At 67.7% G+C, this 20,329-nt stretch carries 9 protein-coding genes and 1 pseudogene; 6 read left to right on the plus strand and 4 right to left on the minus strand.

Annotated features, from left to right (window positions below; translation table 11 throughout):
• Positions 1 to 14: 14 nt before the first annotated feature.
• From RM445_RS29360 to RM445_RS29375, 4 genes are all read right to left on the minus strand, one after another.
• Complete coding sequence (locus tag RM445_RS29360; RefSeq protein WP_311560119.1) at positions 15 to 272, minus strand: hypothetical protein; 258 nt, start codon at positions 270 to 272, stop codon at positions 15 to 17.
• On the minus strand, positions 269 to 1,396 hold the full coding sequence (locus RM445_RS29365; RefSeq protein WP_311560120.1) for a M14 family metallopeptidase: 1,128 nt from the start codon (positions 1,394 to 1,396) through the stop codon (positions 269 to 271). Before RM445_RS29365 ends, RM445_RS29360 begins: the two co-directional genes overlap by 4 nt.
• Positions 1,397 to 1,687: 291 nt before the next feature.
• The gene (locus RM445_RS29370) at positions 1,688 to 2,047 is read right to left on the minus strand and encodes a hypothetical protein (protein WP_311560121.1); all 360 of its coding nucleotides are present in this window, start codon (positions 2,045 to 2,047) and stop codon (positions 1,688 to 1,690) included.
• A 1,018-nt stretch (positions 2,048 to 3,065) separates the two neighbouring features.
• Complete coding sequence (locus RM445_RS29375) at positions 3,066 to 6,938, minus strand: DNA/RNA non-specific endonuclease (RefSeq protein ID WP_311560122.1); 3,873 nt, start codon at positions 6,936 to 6,938, stop codon at positions 3,066 to 3,068.
• Positions 6,939 to 7,114: 176 nt separating this feature from the next.
• Between RM445_RS29375 and RM445_RS32620 the strand changes: the two are divergent.
• From RM445_RS32620 to RM445_RS29400, 6 genes and pseudogenes are all read left to right on the plus strand, one after another.
• A pseudogene (locus tag RM445_RS32620) lies at positions 7,115 to 7,369 on the plus strand (tetratricopeptide repeat protein); the annotation flags it as partial.
• Positions 7,370 to 7,532: 163 nt separating this feature from the next.
• Entirely contained in the window at positions 7,533 to 8,615 is a 1,083-nt protein-coding gene (locus RM445_RS29380) for a trypsin-like peptidase domain-containing protein (RefSeq protein WP_311560123.1), read from the plus strand.
• A complete protein-coding gene (locus RM445_RS29385) occupies positions 8,615 to 13,015 on the plus strand; it encodes an FHIPEP family type III secretion protein (protein ID WP_311560124.1) in 4,401 nt (1,466 codons plus the stop codon). Before RM445_RS29380 ends, RM445_RS29385 begins: the two co-directional genes overlap by 1 nt.
• Complete coding sequence (locus RM445_RS29390; RefSeq protein ID WP_311560125.1) at positions 13,012 to 15,720, plus strand: AAA family ATPase; 2,709 nt, start codon at positions 13,012 to 13,014, stop codon at positions 15,718 to 15,720. The genes RM445_RS29385 and RM445_RS29390 overlap by 4 nt, the downstream gene beginning before the upstream one ends.
• Before the next feature lie 34 nt (positions 15,721 to 15,754).
• Positions 15,755 to 17,863, plus strand: a complete 2,109-nt coding sequence (locus RM445_RS29395; protein ID WP_311560126.1) for an FHIPEP family type III secretion protein — start codon at positions 15,755 to 15,757, stop codon at positions 17,861 to 17,863.
• A complete protein-coding gene (locus RM445_RS29400) occupies positions 17,863 to 19,332 on the plus strand; it encodes an FHIPEP family type III secretion protein (RefSeq protein ID WP_311560127.1) in 1,470 nt (489 codons plus the stop codon). The genes RM445_RS29395 and RM445_RS29400 overlap by 1 nt, the downstream gene beginning before the upstream one ends.
• The last annotated feature ends 997 nt before the right edge of the window (positions 19,333 to 20,329 follow it).

The raw sequence follows: 20,329 nt of genomic DNA on the forward strand, positions 1-20,329 counted from the left end.
CGACTCGACAGACGTCAGTCGTCTTCTCGGGCCGTGTCGGGCTGCATGCGCGAGATGTACTGGTTCCGGGTGCTGAGGCGGTCCACCTGTGCCAGTCGCCGCCGCTCCAGCTCGGCGAGCTGGAGCTCGGTGGCCATGACCACCAGGTGATCACTGCCGCGCTCCCACACGTCGAGCCCGAGAGGCTTTGTGAGGAGCGCGGCGACGTCGCCGTCGACCGGGGTCAGCCGTGCGATCCAGACGTCGTCGTCATCCGCTGTACCCGCGGTCATGTCACGGGTCGGGGCTTAGCGAAGGCGTGCCGGATGAAGGCATGCGCGGCCGGCTTGTTCTCCTCCCAGCACGGCTCGATCTGATCGGCGGGCAGGATGAAGCCACCTTCCATCGCGGTGGCCGGCCGCAACTCGACCGTGAAGGACGAGATGTCGTACTCGCCGTAGGTCCAGTCGGTGGTGTCCCCGGCCGTCAAGTACAACCCGGAGGCCTGCTTCGCCACATAACTCATGCTGTGCACGCCCCCGATCAGCCGCCGCATCTCGTCGGCCAGATCCCGCATCTCGCGGAGGTCCGCCACGTCGGCGATCGCGTTCCTAGTGTACCCCCACGGGTAGAGGATCAGCTGCGAATAGCTGTGGTAGGTGAGCACACCACCGAAATTCTCACGCGCGACGAGGTTGCGCACCGCTCGCGTCTCGGGTTCCGAGAATGCCCGCGGACCGAAATACGTGTCGTCCGAGGGGACCGAGCTGGTGGTGTTGTTGTCCAGCGTGCCCCACAGGTAGCCGTAGTTCCGGTTGAGGTCGACGCCGAAGCTGCCGTTCGCGTTCCGGCGTCGGTTCTTGCGCCACAGCCGGTTGTCGGTCCGGGTGAACTCGTGGCCGTCCGGATTCACCATGGGCGTCACCCAGATCTCGCCTTCCTGCAGCCATTCCCGCGCCGGAGTGGTTGCCGCACCGGCGAGCAGGTCCTCGGCCAGCCGGTACGCCACCTCCACCGAGATCCACTCACGGGCGTGATGGCACCCGAAGAACGCGGCCTTCCGCGAACTGCCCCGGCGCTCCCCGAGCCGCAGTGCCCAGATGGGGCGGTTCCCGACGCTCCGACCGATCTCGTGCAGTTCGGCGACCTCGGGGTTGTCCTCTGCGAGCCGGCGCAGGCCGGCCTCCAGGCTCTCCGCGGAGTGGTACCCGGTCATGGCCTGGTGGGTCGCGAAGTCCGAGAGATAGGAGTCGGCCAACTGCAGCTGCTCGACGTCGTAGCCCATCGACTCCAGGCGCGCCGCTTGCGCCTCTTCGGCTTGCAGCACGACGAAGGCGGCATCTACCTCCCAAATGTCCAGTCCGAGGGGGACCGTGAGCAGCCGGGACAGCGGAGCCCCCGGCCTGGTGGATGTCACACGTGCAATTAAGGTCGCCATGTCGTCCCTCGGATCGACAACTGATCGAATACAGCGAACGGGTTCGAGTGCACGTCGCGTAGTGGGAGTCCGCTGATCGGGTTCGGCCCTACTACCGGACGCACCCGCGTCGCCCGTACGCCATGGAGAAGTGCGTACCCGTCGCGTCGGGCGAGTCTTGACGGGTGCGCGCGGCAGGGACGGCCGACGTCGATGCCGGAGATGAGCGGGACATCGCGGTGCCCGCGGCCGTCCCGCTCATCTGCGTACCACCGAGCAAAGCTCAGAGGATTAGGGGAAGCACTTCCGTACGATCTGCTCTCCGCCGACGAAGAGCGTCACACACACCCCCGTCGGAATCCCGAACGGTCCGGTGCGGATGCTCAGGCAGGCCTGAACGGCTGTGCCGTCAGGAAGGTCGAAGGGAAGCGGGAGGCATGCCCTTCCCAACCCCAGCGGAAGGTTCACGCACACCCTGTGGTTGCCCGACGTGACGGTGATGCACTGGGCACGGAGTTCCAGACCGGCGCTGACTGCCGGAGAGATCTCCGTGACAGCCGTCAGGTCCGTCCCTTCGTACGGCTGCCGCGCCGCCTCGAGGGTCTTCGAAACCGCCTCATCATCGAACGAAGCGTACTCAGGCTCAGTCATGGATCGTCCTCTGCTGCCGAAGGTGTCAATGATGGCGCAGCTCCAGGGCGCTTCTCGGGCCCCGATCTGCGCAGTCGGTCGACGCCCCAGCGCACCGGAATGGCGACGGTGGCTCGATGCGGAGTTTCACACTCCGAGCGTCATTGACCGACTCCAACAGCGTGCAGTCGACCTGCGGCATCTTCCATACGCAGTTCTGCGTACAGGGGAGGGGTGCGGTTAGGTCGACAATTCGATCTATCGACACCGAACTCGAGGATAGTGTGATGTTCACCGTCTTGTTCGTCGAGAGGTGAAGGAGTCGGTCGGCCGCGGGACCTGCTTACGAGGTCGATGGTGAATTCGGCAGGGTGCGTCCGGCATGTCATTCGCCGGATATGGCGCGGCAGGCGGTACGCAAGTCAGCTCGTCGGCCAGGCGATGATCTTGAGGATCACGATTGCGGTGGGATCGTTCGCGAGGGGAGGCGCTCGACTTCACCAGCTCGGCGCGGACGAGGATGAGGTCGGCCTGGCATTCCAGTCCTGCAGGAGCAATCGGCCCCGGGTCCGGGCGGCCCGAGCGAGCTTGGGCGACCCGACGTTCGGGCCGGCCTGCGGCAGGGCCGGGGGCGCCCGCTCTGTACCCCGGGCAACGGCGAGTTGGGCGACAGGTCGGGAAGGTCCCGGGTGGTCAGCACCCACGCGTCGCCGGTGACCGTGCTCGGAACACCTGCCTGTCGGGCGGCCTCCGCGCTGTCCAGACCACCAGCAGCCACGGGCACGGTTGAACGCACTGGCGATCACCATACGCACGCTGAGAGCTCCGGATGACGTCATCGACCCGCACCAGCCGGTCGCAGATCTCGCGGAGCTGCCCGACGGTGTCGTCCGGCAGCACCAGGTCGTCCCAGTCGCACCCGGGGGCGGATCCGCTGGGCCAGCTCGGCGAGCTCGTGCCGGTCCGGCCGCGGGCCGCCGCCTCCACATGGCCGGGCCGGTCGGACCCCAGCATGCCCGAATCCTGGACCCGTGACGTCCTACCCGTCCTTCGGCAGCAGTTCAGCCGCCGCAGCGAGCAGGTCCGCATCGCGTGGCTTCTCCAGCAGGTCGCGGAGAGTCAGGTCGTGGACGACGAGCGGTTCGACGCCCAGATCCTCAATCTCGGTACCTGCCTGTAGTCCCACCCGGAGGGTGCGGCGAATCGCGATCCGCATGTCCGCGCCTCGGGGGAGCGGCCGGAGTGCGGCGTTGTCGGGCAACCGGTTCCGCAGCAGTTCCATGGGCCAGACGTTGGCCCCGCCCGCGCCGGTGTTGTCGTCGACGCCGAGGATCTTGCCGATCTCGTGGTCCTGGAAGCCGGCCGCGAACATGTCCGTCGTGCTGTAGCAACGCGCGTCGGTGATCAGCACGACCTTGCCCGGATAGCGGCGGCCGATGTCGTTGCAGCGGGTGGGCGGGGTGATCGGGAATGCGGCCGAGAAGGCCGCCCCGGTCTCGACTGCACGTTCGAGCGAGGGTCTCCACGGGGCGAGTCGTGGGTCCGTCTTGCTCAGCTCCACCGTGAGCGGAGTGACCGCGAACTGCGCGCGAGTTGGCTCGATGTGCTGGTCGGTAAACAGTTGAAGAAGGCGCTCGCCGGCCCAGATGAGCCCGCCGCCGTTGCCCCGGACATCGAGGACCATGCCCTCCGTGGGGAGTTCCGGGTGCTCCAGCAAACGAACGATCTCGTTGACGAACGGCTCGTCCCGCTGCACGAAGAACGTGCGGATTCGGAGGTAGCCAATCTTCTTGCCGAGGTGGTCGAAGGTCCGCACCTCGAAGATGGTCGGCAGGGTCGTCTGCAGACCCTCGACCGCCGCCGCGGACGCGATCGCCGTGGCCGCCTCGACCGATTCCTCCTGGCCGGTGGCGGCCTGACTCTCCCGCACGCTGCGGATGCGCTGCTCCTCGGCGACCTTCTGTGGGGCGAAGAGCAATGCGTTCACACGACGGCGGACGTCGCCCTCCAGGTCGAGACCGAAGGCCTCAGCCGCCTCCGGCGAGGGGGTGCTTTCGTCCTCTGACCTGGGAACGTCCACCACGGACCAGTCGGCTCGGAACTCCCGCTCCGTACCGTTCTCATCCGTGTACCCGACGATGACCCACTCGTCGTCGGGCGGTGCGGAGATGACCAGTGCGCGCTGGGTCAGGCCGTCGACGCCGCGGGCATGGCGGGCGGCGGGGTTGCTGCCGGCGTGGTAGTTGGCCGCCATCTCGACCGCGCGGTCGATGGGCACCGCGTTCCAATAGTTGATCTTGACGCCGGGCTTGAAGTTCGGGTCCGGAAGGCCGGGCATCGTCTTGGTGACGACGTAGCAGGATGCGCCCTTGCAGTACCCGATCTGGAACGGCAGGAACGCTGCGGAGTTGGCGAAGTAGTCGGGCAGCAGGTAGTTGGTGTGCAGATCGCGCAGGCCGGTGAAGATGTCGGTGAGCTCGTTGTGGAAGGAGATCTCCGACTCGTACCGACCGAGCCGGCGGCGCAGGAGACGGAGCCGCTGTATGGGATCCGTTCCGTACATCGCCTTCTTCAGGGACAAGTGTGAGTAGTACCCCTCGAGGACAACCGTGGCCTGCTCCACGATGGTCGTGCGCTCCTCGGGGGTCAACTTGTCGATGGTGGCCAGATAGTGGCGAAGGCCGCGGCCGCCCTGCAGGGCCGCGCGGACACTGTCGTGCGCATTCGCGGCGAGCGAGTCCAAGGTCTCGGAACCGGTGAAAGCGGTTGTCGGGGCCTGTGGAGCAGGGGGGCCGTCGATTCCTGAACTCGCCCGCAGCGTCGCGCCGGAGGGGGTGTCGAACTGATCGGCATCGTGTACTGCCTGCGGGAAACGTACCTGCAGCATTGTCTCGATGTCGGCGACGGGACGCATGACGCGCCGCCACCGATCGCCGACGACGAACTCGAAGTCGACATTCGAGAGGTCCTGCTGCAGCAAGAATCCGAAGCCCTGCAGCCCGGCGCCGGTGCGGGCGACGATCACCTTCCAGAACGCTCTCGGGATCTGGACGGCCACGGCGCCGGCGCTGTCGACGCCGAGGAACGACGGATCGTCCTGAGCCAGCACCGGCCCGGCGAACAGGGACAGCTTCTCGGTCCGGGCCTGCCGGACCACCTCGTTCTCCAGATCGCCCCAGTTGTCGTCGCCGGACGTCGACCTGTTGTAGCCCGCGACCTGAGGCGAGCAGTTGGTCGTGTGGTAGGTGTCGCCGTTCGCGGCGCGGAGAGACTCGTATGTCTTTCCCCAGGCCACGTCCTCACGACGAACCAGGTGGCCCTTGTCGAACGCTTGTCGATCCTTGTTGAAGAACACGTCGGGAAGCTGATGTTCCGGCTGAATGCGCGGATCGGCGAACCATTTCTCTTGCTCGTTCGGGCCCAGGCCGGACAGCCCCCGGCGGGTGTAGTCGCGACCGGCTTCTGGTTGGCGCACGGCGGCGTCCATGTCGATGTTGGACGCGGTGAAGAGCGCAAGCCGGCGACGGTGGTGCATGGCGATCGAGAAGTGGTGGTAGTGCAGGACGTGGCCGCCGCCCTCGACCGGTGCGCACAGGCTCTCGTCGGTCGGCGTCGGCAGCGGAACCTCGACGCCCAGGAAGTTGTCGTCGTAGCCGCTGCGCGAGCCCAGGTCGCCGTCGTGCACGGGCTCGACCATCGCCTCCGTGCCGACCGCCGCCGCGGGCGTCGGCGCCGCGACCTGGAGCGACGGCCCTCCGTCGCGGCCGACCCTGACCTGGATCTCGAGTGGAATCGTCCAGGTCAGGGCGCGGGCGTCGGCCGGTTCGTCGCCACTGCTCACGACTGCGGCGGGGCTCTCGGTGTCGGTCCAGTAGCGGTCCCACGGCGTGGGGTCGCTCCCGGTCGGGCCGGCGAACTGCACGCCCGCGTCGACGACCCGGCCGTCGCGGGCCAGCTCGGCGGCGGGCACGCCGTAGTTCGCCTTCAGGTACCGGCCGGCGAAGTGCAGCGCGACGACCTCGCCGCTCTGCACGTCCAGGACCAGGGAGCCCGAGTTGCCGCCGAGGGTGGAGCTGTCGTGGGTGAGCGCCGAGACGGTCTTGCCGAAGCTCGTCAGGCTGTCGCGCTCGCCGATCCGGCCGGGCTGGAGGCGCTTCACGTTGTAGATGCCGCCGAAGACCTCGTTCTGAACCATCGCGTCATTGCGCGGGTCGAATGCCGGATAACCGATGACGGCCACATCGAGGCCGGAGAGATCCCCGGGGTCGCGAACGGAGAGCGACAGGGGAGTGGCCGCGGCCGGCAGGCCGTCGACCTCGAGCAGCGCCATGTCCCAATAGGGGTGAATCATGACGACCCCGCGAACGTCCAGCAGAGTGGGTGCGCCACCGCCCCGTTCCGCTTTCAGGTCGAGTTTTGCGCCGCGACCGCTCTGGAACTGCAACCGGTGCCTGCCCAGCCCGGAGGCGAAAAGCTCGGCGACGTGGCGGTTGGTCATCAGGAGGCCCGGCCCGGCGACCCAGGCGGTTCCGCCGAAGGGCAGCCCGGGGCGCCCGACGAGGTCGACCCGACCGGTGGCCGAGATGGCCCGGAGCACCTGCTGCCTGATCGGATCCTGGTTGAAGTGGAGCCAGGCGGAGTGCACCACGTGGTAGTCGCCCCCGATGACGTCGATCGCGGGCCGTTCCCCGGGGATGACGATGGCTTCGAGGAAGAACTGCTCGATGGGCAGGAGGGGCTGGTCGGCGACGGTTTTCGCGACGGCACTCGCGACCGTTCTTCCCACGGGGCTGACGGAGAGATCGACCCCTTCCTCGACCGAGTAGCTCTCGCCGGCGGCGGCCGCCTCCAATGCATCGGGACGCGAGATCCGACGGAGGAAATCCTTGACATCGGCCTGGTTCGCGGGCATCGCGCGTCCCCATTCCTTTGAGAATGGAGGCCCGCTCCCCGACTCGCGGCACCGTTGGTGCGTCAGACCCCGGATCCCAGACTATTTGCCCCCGGTGAGTGCGCAATACGTACAACTACGTATGCGTGTCGCCGGAGGCCCGCACGGTGGCGGGTTCCGCGCCGGCGGCGAGTCACATGCCGAGCAACCTGGCGTTGAACCGGTGGTACCTGGGTGAGTTTCAGCGGGCCCGCGCATTCGACGAGGACACTCTGACTCGGCGCCGTCGAGTGCTCGGCGAGGATGCCCCCGACACCCTCACCTCCGCCAGTCAGCTCGCCAACGACCTACTCGGGCTGGGGAACTACCGGGAAGCGAGGGAGCTCCAGGAACAGATACTGAGCCGGCGCCGCCGTATTCTCGGCGGCGACCACCCCGATACCCTCAACTCGGCCGACCTCCTCGAGGGCTCAAACCTGGGATGTTGCCGACTCCGTACCGAGCAGCAATCAGCTTCGATCATGGATCTCATAGCGGCCTTGCCCGGGCGACTGTGCTGCGCAAACATGCTCTCCTGCGCGGATGTATCAGGGGCGGTGCCCACCCGCTCGTCTCATGCAGGGGCCGACCGACGACGGCGAGGGAGGAGGACAGCGCGTGCAACATTTCCTCGACACACTGCCGTTCGATCTCTCTCGGCGCCCGGCTCAGGAACTGTGGGCCCTACTGGCCGACACCTACTACCGCGACACGCAGGTAGAGGCGCTGCTGCGCAAGACAGGGATTCGTCCGGCAGTGATCAACTGGTCCGGCTCGACCGAGCTCACCTGGGCTGATGTGTTGGTCAAGAGCCGCAACCAGAACCTGCTACGGCCCCTCCTCCAGGTCGTCGCGGACGGCGGGGACACCGCCGTGGCCGCACGCATCAAAGAGCTCGTCGGTCCGGACTCCCCGACCGAGTCGCCGGAGGCCTTCGCCGGTGACCTAGCCTGGAGGGACACCCCAACCGGCACCGGTGACGAGATCCAGATTCTCGCCGAGTCGACGCTGCTGGACGTCGCGTTCCTGCGCCGCGGCTTCGAACTGGCGACGGGCGTGTGCCGGTTGCTGGTGACCAACCAGTGGGGCCAGAAGGCGCACGGCACCGGCTTCCGGATCGGCGAGCGTCTTGTGCTCACCAACCACCACGTGCTGTTCTCCGGTCCCGACGACGGCGTCCCGCCGCGTTCGGTGGATGCGTGGTTCGGCTACGAGCGAGGCTTCGACGGTGCCGAGCTGGCGTACAGCGAGGTGCCCACGCGGGCAGGGACCGCGCGCGGTGAGCGAACGCACGACTGGGCGGTGATCGAGCTCGACGCCGACCCGCCCGAGGGGACGGCGGTGATCTCGTTGAGTAGCGCGAAACCGCCTGAGCCCGGGGATCGGGTCTACGTCATCCAGCACCCGCACGGTGGTCCGAAGAAGATAGGCATGATTCACAACGAGATCCGGCACGTCGACGATGACATCGTCCAGTACCGGACCGACACGGCGGCCGGCTCGTCGGGCTCGCCGGTCTTCGACGAACGCTGGTGCCTGGTCGCCCTGCACCACCGCTACGTGACCCACCGGACGAACGGTGGGATCGAGTACCGCAATCAGGGGCGACGAATCGAGCGCGTCGCGGAGGCGCTCGCTGCGTCCCGGATCGGGGTGTGATGCCCGTTCGTCCGAACGCCCTCGACCTGGCGCGCGACGAAGATCAGCGGCTAAGTTCACTGTTGATCAGTGCATACGCGGGCGTCGAGGGAGTACCGCGGCTGGGCCTGCTCGCCCAGTCGATCGGCCTGCCCACGCAGTCGATCAATTTCGGTCAGCCGCTGGACCTCGTGCTCCCGAGCCTTCTTCAGGCGGCCGCCGCGAACGGACGGATGCACGACATCATCCGGGCCGCGGCCGAGCGGAACCCGGCCTACAACACGGAGCTTCTCGCACTCCTCCCGGCCGAGGGTCCCCGTGACCGGCGGCCGCTGAACGCGGTCCTTCCCGCACTGGAACTGGCTGGACGGCCACGCTCGCCGATCATCATCGCGGTGGAGTCGAAGGCAGAGCCGCTCGACGACGCCGATCTGCTGAAGGTCGAGCGACACCTCACGGTCTCCCTGAGCACTGCGCAATTGGACGCGATCGACCGGATCACCGCGGAGGTTCTCGGCCCTGACGCCGATCTGGCTCCGGGAGTGACCGATGTGGCCGAAATCATCGACGCCGGCTTCCAGGTCTGGACCGAACTCGTCGGCGCCGAGTCCCGGCTGAAGGGTCTGCTGACCCGGATCGCCGACGCGCGGCTGGCCCAGCCGGTCGCCTGGTGCGGCCGCAGCGACGTGCTCGCCCGGCTGCAGGCCGGCCTGCTCATCGCACACACGACGGGTGAGCAGGCGGTCGAGGACTTCATCTCGGTCGGGGCCGGCCACTTCTTCATGCCCGTCGACATCGGCAAGGAGCGGTCGATGCGGCCTCGGCCACCCGGAACGATGGTCTCGGTGCGAGTGCTGGATCCGCGTCGCTCGTCCGGCGTCGACCTGTCCGACCTGGCCCAGCAGCCCGACGTGGTCATCATCACCGATGTCGGTAAGGAGGTCACCGGGTCACTGACCAAGCTCGCCGAGACCGTCGGGCAGCTTCCGGCCGACGCACCCCGCGCGGTGCGCGCCGTACTCGGCGTCGGCGCAGGTCCTGCGGACGCGCAACTGGTGGCCCAGGTGCTCAGAACGCTTCCGTTTCTCAGTGTTGCGCCGGCCACGCTGGCCCAGCCCGACGTGGTCGTCGGCGTGCTCAAGCGAGCGCTGATGCGGCTCGCCGGCGGCCGGGCGCTGCCGTGCGTCGTCGCGGCCGTGCGGGACGCGTGCATCCGCGAGGCCACCGACTCGGCGGACCCCGCGGCTACCCTTGCGGCGCTGATGTGGAGCACGTGGTCCTGGGTCGGTCTGCCGCTGTTCCCGGTCGGCTACGAAGAGCTGCTTCCGGCCGCGTACCCGCACTTGATGAATCTGCGCACGGTCGCCGCGGACGGCTGGTTCTTCAATCGGAGCGAGGGCATCCTCGACGACTACGCGGCCCGTCGACTCAGCCACGAGGTGCAGGCCGATCGCGTCTTCCACCTGTATTTGTCCGGCGCCGGCGGCACCGGGAAAAGCTGCTTCCTGCGCAACGTCGCAGAGCGGATGCAGTCCCGGTCGACGATCATCCCGGTCTGGTACCGGGTGGATGCGCCCAGCCTGCTGTGGCACACCATCGAGGAGCGGGTGCGGGAGGAGACGCTTGCTGCGGTCGCCCACAGTCCGTTCGGCCCCGACATCGCGCAGGAACTGAAGCAGTTGCCGAGCGGACAGAGCCTCGGATCGTTCCTCAAGCAAACCGTCCGACGGCTGCGTGCCGCCGATCCGGCTTTCGTCGAGATCGCCGTGTTCATCGACCAATTGGAGCGGACCTTCGAGTCCGGTGATGAGCCGAATCCGGCGCGCCTGGACACGATCGCAGGCAAGGTCCGCGAGCTCCTGGAAATGGTCGGGATCGATCAGGGGGTGCGAATCTTCATCGCTTCCCGCAAGCAGTACCTGCCCGACTTCCTGCGGTCCACACGTACCGCCCGGAACGTGCATCTCGAGTTCAACGTACTACAGACCATCGACGCCCAGGGGGAGCGACTGGAGTTCGTCCAGCAGGTGGTCGACTGGTGTAAGGGCGAGGAGCTGGTCAATCAGTCGCTGGCCCTGACGGAGAAGGCCAAAGCGCGTCTGGCCGACAACGTCAAGGGACACCCGCTGGAGATGATGCTCTCTCTCATTCACGTGCTGTCCGCGCGACCGGAGGGCACGGTCGATGTCTCCGACCTGGAACAGCTGCGTCCCTGGGAGAATCTGTTCGCACTCGATCTGAAGGCCGCCGGCCGGGACGACCTCGATTGGCACTTCGTGCTCGCGATGGCGCATTCCCGAACCGAGATCGTGCGGTTCGAAGAGGTCTGGTGGCGCCTGAGGATGGTGGATTCCCAGCTCACTCGACGGATCGAAGAGTTGACGCCGAAGGGCATCCTGGAACGGCTGTGGTTGTTCGGACTTCTCGGACGGACCCTGTACGCCCGCCCCTACGGCGGTGATCCGGCGCGCTACGTCGAGTTCTTCCACGCCAACCTTCGTGATCACTTGCTGCGCAACGTGATGGCCCGGGGCGGTTCCGACACCGACATCCGCCGTCGCCGTACCGGGACGCCGCCGGCGTGGCGCGCGCTCGACCGGCTCACCGGCTACGCCCGGGACTGGGAACAAACCCAGCAACTGCTGCCGGCCGAGGATGTCCGGGTGCTCATCGAGCACCGGGACGCGGTGATCGAACAGATAACCCTGCCCGGAGAGAAACCGTTCCGGCCATTCCAGCTGCTGTTCTTGCGGGAGAGCAGCAACGAGGTGCGCGGGGGGTTGATCGACGCCGCGATGGATTGCTTCGCGTTCTCGGCGCTCGTGCACAACGATCGTGGCCGCGACACATTCGCCACGTTGTTCCCGGACGTCGACAAGCGCGTCGAGCAGTGCCGGGTGTGGATTGATCGGTGTGTGGCCGAGAACCGCCCCGCGGTGCTGGCCTACCTGGTTGAAACCGAGACGACGAGCGCCCGCCGGCTGTTGACCGAGCTGGTTCTCGACGGCACCGGGACCGCGGCGGCGGCAGCGGTGCAGGAGACCGCGGCGCTGCTCACCGAGCCGCTGTATGCCGGCGACTTCCGCGACCAGATCGTCGCCCACCTGTTGCGCACCGGGCTCGATCGGGTCCAGGGCGACGTGACCGCCCTGCCCGACGCGGTCGCGGAGTTCGTGGTGGGCGCATCCGGGGGCGAGCGGGATGCGCTGCTCCGCGTGCTGGACTACGGGGTCAGTCGGCTGGCGACCGATGCCGATCCCCGTATGCGGGACCGCGCGATCACGCTCGGGCCGAGAGAGATCGTCGACGACTGGCTGCGCCGGAAGCCCGAATTGGTCCGGTACTCGGGGGTGCGGACGGTCAGGCGGGCCGAGCTTCCCGGCGGCGCGGTCCTCGGCCTGGTCGTCGGCAGTACGTTGCGGCCGGTCGTCGACGACGCGCGGCTGGCGGACTGGTCGAAGGGGCTTCGTCGACGGCTCGGCGTTCCGCTGCCGGACCTACGTGCGATCACCGGTGAGTGCGAGGACGAGGAGCTGGAGCTCCGCTCGCCGCGCGCGCGGCTGGCCACCAATGTGTTTCGGGTCGGCGAGGTTCGGGTCGATGCGCGGCGCTGGGCGGATTTTGCGCGTACCTCACCGGGCACGGTACTCGACAGCTACGACCTCGTCGGGGAGCACAAGGTGCTCTGGCTGCCGAAGGACGTCGTCGCCCGGGCCAAGTACCCGTTCCGGGCGTGGGAGTTCGACGAGGCGGTCACCGACTGGCTTGAGGAGACCTGCCGGGAGGCCTTCGAGCTGCTGATGGACCAGGATCTGTTCAACCGGACCGTCAGCGACTGGGACGTGGTCTCGGTACTGCGCACGCGCCCGGCGCTTGGTTCCAACTGGAACAGCCAGCTCCGGCGGGTGATCGTCGACCTGGTCGAGGACGGGGTGCCGCTCGAACCACCACACGGTCCGTCGCCGACTACCGTGGTCGAGCATCTGGCCTGGCTGGCGGAGATGCAGCCGCCGGAGAACGTCGCCGGGGCTGTGCGCGAGTTCCTGCAGCCGTGGATCTGCCGAGCGGTCGCTGACGAGTCCGGTCAGGTGACCGCGCTCGTGCTGGACGAACAGCTGGAGGACATGCTGCTCAAAAGCATCCGCAGCGTATCCGGCCGCCGAATCCTGGCCTTGGGGCAACGGGATGCGTCCCAGCTCGTCGGCGGCGTGCGCCGTGCAGTGGAACGGCTGCTCGCCGAGGCCGGCCGCCCACCGCTCGTCCTGGTGACGGACCAAGCGGTCCGCCTGGCGCTGGCCAAGTTGCTGCGCCGATTCGACATCCGGATCCCGGTGCTCAGCTACGCCGAGCTCGACCCCGACAACCTCATCGCGTTACCGGGCGGGCTGGTGAGCCGGTCGGCAGAGGCGGGCGGCACATGATCGAATCGTCGTCACAGCCCTACCAGGACTTTCTGCGTTCTGCCGACATCGCCCGCTGGCGCGACTGTCTGGACCGGACGGTGCGCCGACTGGCGGCCCTCGACGTTGCCGAGCCCGAGCAGCGGGTTCGAACTCTGGCCGAAGCGCTGTGCGTCACAGCTTACCTGAGCTGGCTCAGCCGAGCCAGCGGTGAGTCCGCAGAAGCCGGGAACGCCGATCAGATCTACCGGCAACTCATCGGTGACCTGGTCCGGCGCGGTTCGACGAACGTGTCGCCCGAACTCGACCTCTGCTGGGGCATCGTTCTGGGCTACGCGGGCTACGCGGCGATGGCGGAACCGCTGTTGCGGCCCGACAAACGCACGATGCCCGCCCCGGAGCACCTCCTCCTCATGATGCCGGGCGTAGCGGTCCGCAATGCGGCCTTTCTGCACCCCCATTTCGTCGACCTGTCGCCGAACGTCTTCCTGCCGCTGGTGCACAGCTACGGCGACGCGCTGGCCGCGATCGGGGCGGCCGCAGAAGCTCGCGATCTTATCTACCGGGTGGAACCGGCCGTCACACATCCTCTGTTGATCGACGTACTCGGAGGGGTCGAGGAACGGCTGGGTCGATGGGACGAGGCCGCTGCCGTCTACCGACGCTCGAACTGGCCAGTGCACCGCTACCGCCGTGCACTCGTAGCAGCGATCGCCGGCCACGGCTCGATGGAGCGCCATCTGGAACCCGATGCCCCGACGATCCGCCGCGCCGGCGAGTTCGAGCCCGATTTCGATCAGGTTGAGATCGGGCGCTCGGTGGCGTTCCTCAACGCCTGTGTCTGGCGGCCGAACCGGAGTTGGGTCGTCGAGTTGGAGCTTGGCAAGCTGAGCTTCGGCCGACGCCGGAACGCCGAAGCGGACCTGCACTACCTGCGGGCCGGCCGATCGGCGCCCGAAAGCGCTCAGTACATCATCTACTGGTTGCGCTTCTGCAACTACACGTGGCTGGCCGGAGCCAGCGCCCACTCCGCACTCAGCATGACCCCGGAGGCGCTGACTGCGGGTCGTGAGGCACTCGCGCGTAGCTCGCCCGAGGACAACACGGCCGCGATCCGGATCTGGATCGCCGACGGCGTCGACGACCACGAGCTCATCCAGGCGGACCTGTCCGCCTGGGAACCGTACGACCGGGCGCAGGCGTACGAGATCGTCGGCGCCGCCGACCTGGCCGTCGACGAGTGGATCGAGGCCCTGCGGTACGGCTACGGTCCTTCGCTGTTCAGGCCCCTCATGCTCCGTCTGGACAGGGCCGGCCTGCGAGGCTGCGTCGACATGCTGGCCGAGGTCGTCCTGCAGCAGTCCTATGACGACTTCGGCGGACTGTTGGAGATCACCCGCAACCTGTCGGCGACCTCTCCCACCCCGGCTTCGGCAACTGGCCACGCCGAGGAACCGATAATCAACCGGTACGTGAAGCGGCTCGTCGAGCTCGGCGGGCAGCAGTTCAAGAGCAACGTGCAGACCTATGCCGTACTGCTGAGCGGTGACTTCCTCGACACTGCCGAAGAGTTGCTGCAGCGATTGACGAAGCAGGCGGACGGGGTGTCCGAACTCCTCGCGGTCGCGGTCCTGCGGCGAGCATCGGCGCAGGCCACGCAGTCGCGCGACGAGGTGCTCGGCTGCCTGCGCCGGGCCGTGACGGAGGCCCGCGACCGGTCGGAGCGGCTGCAGATCGCGCGGGAACTGTTCCACTGGGGCGAGGTGAGCGCGGCGCGTGCCCTGCTCGAACAGGATCGTGTCTTCGATCCCGACCAGCAGCTGTCGCATGCCGAGGCGATCGTCGCCGTTCAGTGCACCCCATGGCTCATGGCAGAGGACCAGGCGGATGTCGTCGACCGCGCGGTCCGCCGGCTGCTGGACGATCCGACCATCCGCCTCGATGCCCGGTCCTACGCCGATCGCCTGACGTCCGCGATAAGCGAGGCACAAGGCATGTCGGCGGCCGCCGATGAGGCGGAGAAGCGCCTGCAGGAGGTGCGTGGACACCTCCAGGAGTCGCGCTGGCAAGGGAAGCCGAGCGAAGGAGCGGCCGCCATCCAGCGCCTCCAAGAGCAGATCGACAACGTCGATCCGACGCCGCAACCGTTCGACCCGACCGCGGTGGCTGGCCCGGGGACGTCGTTCGGACTTCGTCTCGCCGCCGTGACGGAGATGAGGGACGGGCTCCGCGGCTGGCTGAACGTCGCACGCCGGGTCACGATCCCGGCGCCGCGCCGGTCGGCCAGTGCCGGCGGCGGCCTGGATCGCCCGGAGAACCGGCGGGCGATCCAGCTGCGTGACCTCTGGCGGGCCCGCCTCGTCCCAGAGTCCGCAGCCGACGCGGCACCGGACGCGTCAGCCGAGCGGGCCGCCGACGTCGCATTCCGGGTCTTCTTCGACGAGGAGCGGCAGCTGCGCGAGACCCGACAGCGTCTGCTCCGCGAGGCCGCGGTGCCCAGCTTTCAGCGTGCCCTGCGGTACGGGCAGGCGTTGCGGATGCTCCTGCCGCAGCTGATCGGCGACCGCGAGCGCGAGGAACCGCATCCCCTGTTCCGCGCCCTTTTCGCGGCTGTTGCACGAGACGTCGAGGGTCAGATCTCCGATCTGGACGAGGTGCTGGCCGACATCGAGAGCGAGCTCGAGCCGACCGACCAGGCGGAGGCATGGCACAGTGACGACGAGTAAAAGGGCCGGGCCACGGGCCTTGACCGCAGCGTGGTTGCGCGCACTCGCGCCTGCTTCTGCCGCCGCGCTCGTACCGCCGCACTGCGCGGCGGTGTCGGATTCGCCGACCATCCCCGACGATCGCCGGCTTGATGTGGCCGAACTCTTCGTCACTGCCGACTCGATTGATCGAAGCAGTCTGGATGTGCTCTGTCTGGCGCTCGTCGGCCGGAACGGCGCCCTTGAGGACCGCCCCGGCGAGGTTCGTCTTGTCGTACTGGGCCCACAGGAGATCCGCTCACACAGCCGACCGGGAGTGGCCGGGTTGACAGCCGTCGACCTGCCGCTTGTCCCGGTTCCCGGTGTCCGTTGGGTGTCGGTCGCCATTGTGCGCATGCGTCGCCAGCCCCGGCTCAGCCGGATAGCGGCCACGATCGTCGAGCTCGCGCAAGTCTTGGACTACTCCGCCGACCCGGTCGGGTCGGACGCTGCCGCGCTCGCGGCGCTGGACCGGTTGGAGATCCTCACGACGACCGGCCGGGTCGACGTTCCCGTCGCCGGCCATGTCCTGCTGGACACCGTTCCCGAGGACGACGACGGTTACGCCGTGCTGGCCGCGAAGGCCGCGTCGAGCAGCGTCGAAACCGGCGTGGTGCTACGGCCCGGCCGCGCTCCGAAGCTGTCGGCGGCGGGCCGCGGCGAGGACCATCTCGTGCTTCGGTTTGGCCCGCCCCGTCGCCGCCGAGGTGCGGAGCGCTCACTGGTCGACCTTCGCCGCGAGCGTGCCCTCTCCGAGCTGGGCCTCGATTCCGAACAGGATGGAACGAACGGGCAGGACTCGGAGGAGGTGGCCCGCAACGTCGCTCGCGCCCGCCAGGACACGCGCGCGAGGACGATCGTGTTGGGTGTGGCCGCCGGCGAAACCGCCGCAGCCATCGCAGCTTGCCGAGACGCTCTCGCCATCTCGGAGGAACTGGACGGCTTCCGTGAGAGCCTGTCCGGCCGGATCGCTGCGCCCGCCGAGTTCTGGCGAGTGGTCGACGTGGTCGAGGCCGCGGGGAACGGCCCCGACGCGTTGACAGAAGGAGCCCGCGACCTGCGTGACGGCCTCGACACCCGGCTCGAAGAGCTGCTCGGTATGGATCTCGCGGGCACCGACAAGGAGTTGCTCATCCCTGTTGTCACGCCCATCGTGCTGGAGATCGCTGATGACCTGGTCCCCTATGTCGACTCACGCCAGGACGGCGGCAGGTTCCTGAACCAGCTCATCCCGTGGATGCGCGACCGCATCACCGCAGACACCGGGGTGCGACCACCTGGTGTGCGGGCTCGGGGCAATCCCAACCTTTTCCTAGGCCAATATCGTATACAGATCGACGAAGTCCCGGTGGTGACCGCGCAAATGGACAGCCGCGGCGCCTATCGCGCGGATCCGGCCCACTCGCTGGACGGGTACGAGAGCGAGGTTCGAGACCACACCTACATCCACCCGGTGAACGGGGAGATCGGCCGGTGGGCGATCCGCGACGTGCCAGGTACGGCGTCGGTCCCGATCGACGGCGTGCCCGGTGACGAAACCAAAGCCTCCGTTGGCGGGTCGGCGTTCGGCGTACCGCACTACCTGATCAGCCAGATCGAGCTAGTGGTGCGCTCCCGGCTGAACCGCTTCCTCGGCCCGGTGGAGGTGAACCTCCTCGTCGACGAGTGGGCGGCCGAGAACGAGACAGCCGCCCGACTGGACACCCGAATGCGGCGGCGGCTCACCTGGGTCCTGCAAGCCATGGTGGCCGATCGCGTTCCGATCCTGGACAGCAGCGTGATTCTCGACACGGTAGGAGATCTCCGGAAGCCGGTCGCTGAGCTGTGCCGCGCCACGCGGGCGGCTCTGCGGAAACAGTTGCCTGGTCGGACGCCCGCCGATCAGTGGGTTCACGTCCCCTCCTGGCTGGAGTCCTCCGTGCTGTCGTCATCCGGTGGCGGTGACGGAGCCGCCGAGAACCAGCTTCAGATCGAGCTGGCCGGCTGGCTGCGTGACGCAGCCAAGAGCAACGGATCCGTGTTCGTGGTCGTCACCGGATCTCAACAGTTGCGCGAGATCATCGTTCCGATCGTGCGATCACACCTCCCGCTGGTCGTCACTCTGGCCGAAGAGGAACTTCCGTGATGAGCGATGTCGATCGGCCGGAGCAGTCAGGTCCACCCCTGCTGATCGGCGACCCGCCCCGGAGCGACATCTTGCTGACTGTCGCGCCTTCACTGTTCGAGCTGGTGGACTCCGTTACGGCCGACCGCGTGGCGGAGCAGCTCGGCGCGGCGACAACGCCGAATCCGCTCGTCCGCCTGGGCCCCGCCGACAACTCAAATGCGCTCGTCCACATCGTGATGAACGGACGCGAACTTCCCCTGCCGACCATGACCCTGCTGACAACGCTGGCCTATGTCGTCGAGCAGCCCGGTGTCCTGCTGAAGGCCGACGCGGTTCCCGCGCTCCACAGCGCTTCCCGTCATGTGACGGAGGTGCTCGCCGAGTGGTTGGCCAGAGCCTGTGATGCGGCCGTCGCAGCTGACATGGATCGCCGACTACGAGATCCCGGACTTGTCACGAGCTACGATGGGTTGTCGACGTCGGGAGCGATCGAGCTACTGATCGAGCCGGACTACCTGCGCCTCGTGACGACGGAGGAGGACTGGAACAGGTCCGGTGACAAGCCGTTCGGCTTCGCCCGCGAAGGGCTGTTCGTTGAGCTCGGCATGTCGCTGCCCCCGATCCACCTCCGTCGAGACCCCACGTTGCGGCCAGGAGGCTTCGCCTTTCGACTGCCCGGACTGGACGTGCCGCCGCAGATCGGCCTGGCGCCCCGGACGATTCTGGTGAACGACGCCGCCGAGCGTCTGACGTCCTTTTACAACGTCACGGCCACGCCGGCGGCCAACCCGGCGACGGAGCAGCAGGCGGCGATCGTGACAGCGGATCACCGGTCCACTCTTGAGAGCGCAGGCTACTCCACCTGGGGTCCGATGAGCTACATCACTTTGGTGTATGCCGATGTTGTGCGGTGCAACGCCGCCCGCTTCGTGACCCGCTCACAGGCTCAAGAACTACTCGTGAGCATCACGAGCGCTTTCCCGGCGCTGGGTGAGGCGGCTCGCGAGAACTTCTCGCTCGACGTCCTCACGCTCATCCTGCGTGGGCTCGTGCGCGAGCAAATCTCGGTGCGCAACCTCCGGCGCATCCTCGAACTCCTCCTGCGCAGCACGGACGAGAACGTCGACCCGGAAAACACCTTGGCCTATGTCCGGGCCGGTCTGGCGGACCAGCTGGCAGCCAAGGCCTCGCGGGAGCAAGGAACGGTCGTCGTCTATCTCATCGATCCGCTGCTCGAGAATGCCGTGCTGCACGAGTGGCCGACGCCTTCGCGCGAGGCCGCACAGCAGCTGCGTGGTGCGGTTGCGGCCGAAGCCGCCTATCTCGCTCCCACATCGAGCTTTCCGGCGATTCTCACCGAGGGCGCGATGCGCCTTCCCGTCTACGACGCATTGGTCCCGGCGTTCCCGCGCATCCTGGTTTTCAGCTACGCGGACCTCCCACCGGAGGTCAACGTGCAGCCGGTGGCTCGCATCTCAGTCAGATGATCCAGTCATCGGGACCGACTGCCCTCTCATCGAACCCTCGATGAGCCGAAGCATCGCAGCCTTGTACACGCGCGAGCCGCACGTCGGACATGCTCCCTGCGGCACACTGGGCAGCTGGACGCGCTGCTCCTCCACGGTCATGTTGACTTCGACGAACCGTGGCTCGTACGTGCCGGAACAGGGGCATCGCCCGTACTTGAACAGGTTCGGAAAGGTCACCGACCCAAGATAGATCCTGGCACGCGACCGATGAACGATGCTGGTGCACTCGTCGCCGGCCGGCACACACCATCGCACCTGTTGGGCGGGTGCGGCACGCTACTTGCTCGACGGCATCGCCGACGACGGTTGAAAGCGCGCTCGGCCAGGCTCGCCCAGCGGCAGGAGTGCGGACCGCCGAGGACACCGGCGTCGAGGGCGGCCATACGGCTGCGTGCGGGAGCCGGAGCGCGTGTACCGCCACCAACTCCGCCCAGTCTGCAGCTTATTCTTTCGGTGACCGCGACTGCCATACGCGCCGTGCCATCGCCATGATGAGGTCGACGACCGAGGTCTGTGTGGGATGCATCGCCCGCCGGGACGGAGAACGTATCGAAGTGACGGCGTGCTGGCTGTACGAGGGAAGCATGAAGCGGCGCGCACCGGCCGGCGGCCGAACCGAGGCCACTCGTCCGCTCGGTTGAGCTGGCGGCGCACATCAGCGCGACGGCACGATCCCTGCTCGCCGACCCGACCCCGCGAGCAGAAGCCCCGAGCCCGCCCGCCGACCGGCACACTCCACGCAGAGATCAAGTCCTACAATCCACAAGATCGACGGTCGATGCAGGCTGAACCCGTCGATGACCCCATTCCGGTACAACTCACGCGATCGGTCGCGTCCCGGCTGGTGGTGTAAGTCCGGGGCCTGTCCGGCGTGCCTGAGCACGTGGGAGGGGCCACCGCGTGAGTCTCTGCGTGAACCGACCAAGGATCTCGTAGAGAGGTGCCACGCGATGGC

The organism is Pseudonocardia charpentierae (assembly GCF_031845345.1).
Classification (GTDB): domain Bacteria; phylum Actinomycetota; class Actinomycetes; order Mycobacteriales; family Pseudonocardiaceae; genus Pseudonocardia; species Pseudonocardia charpentierae.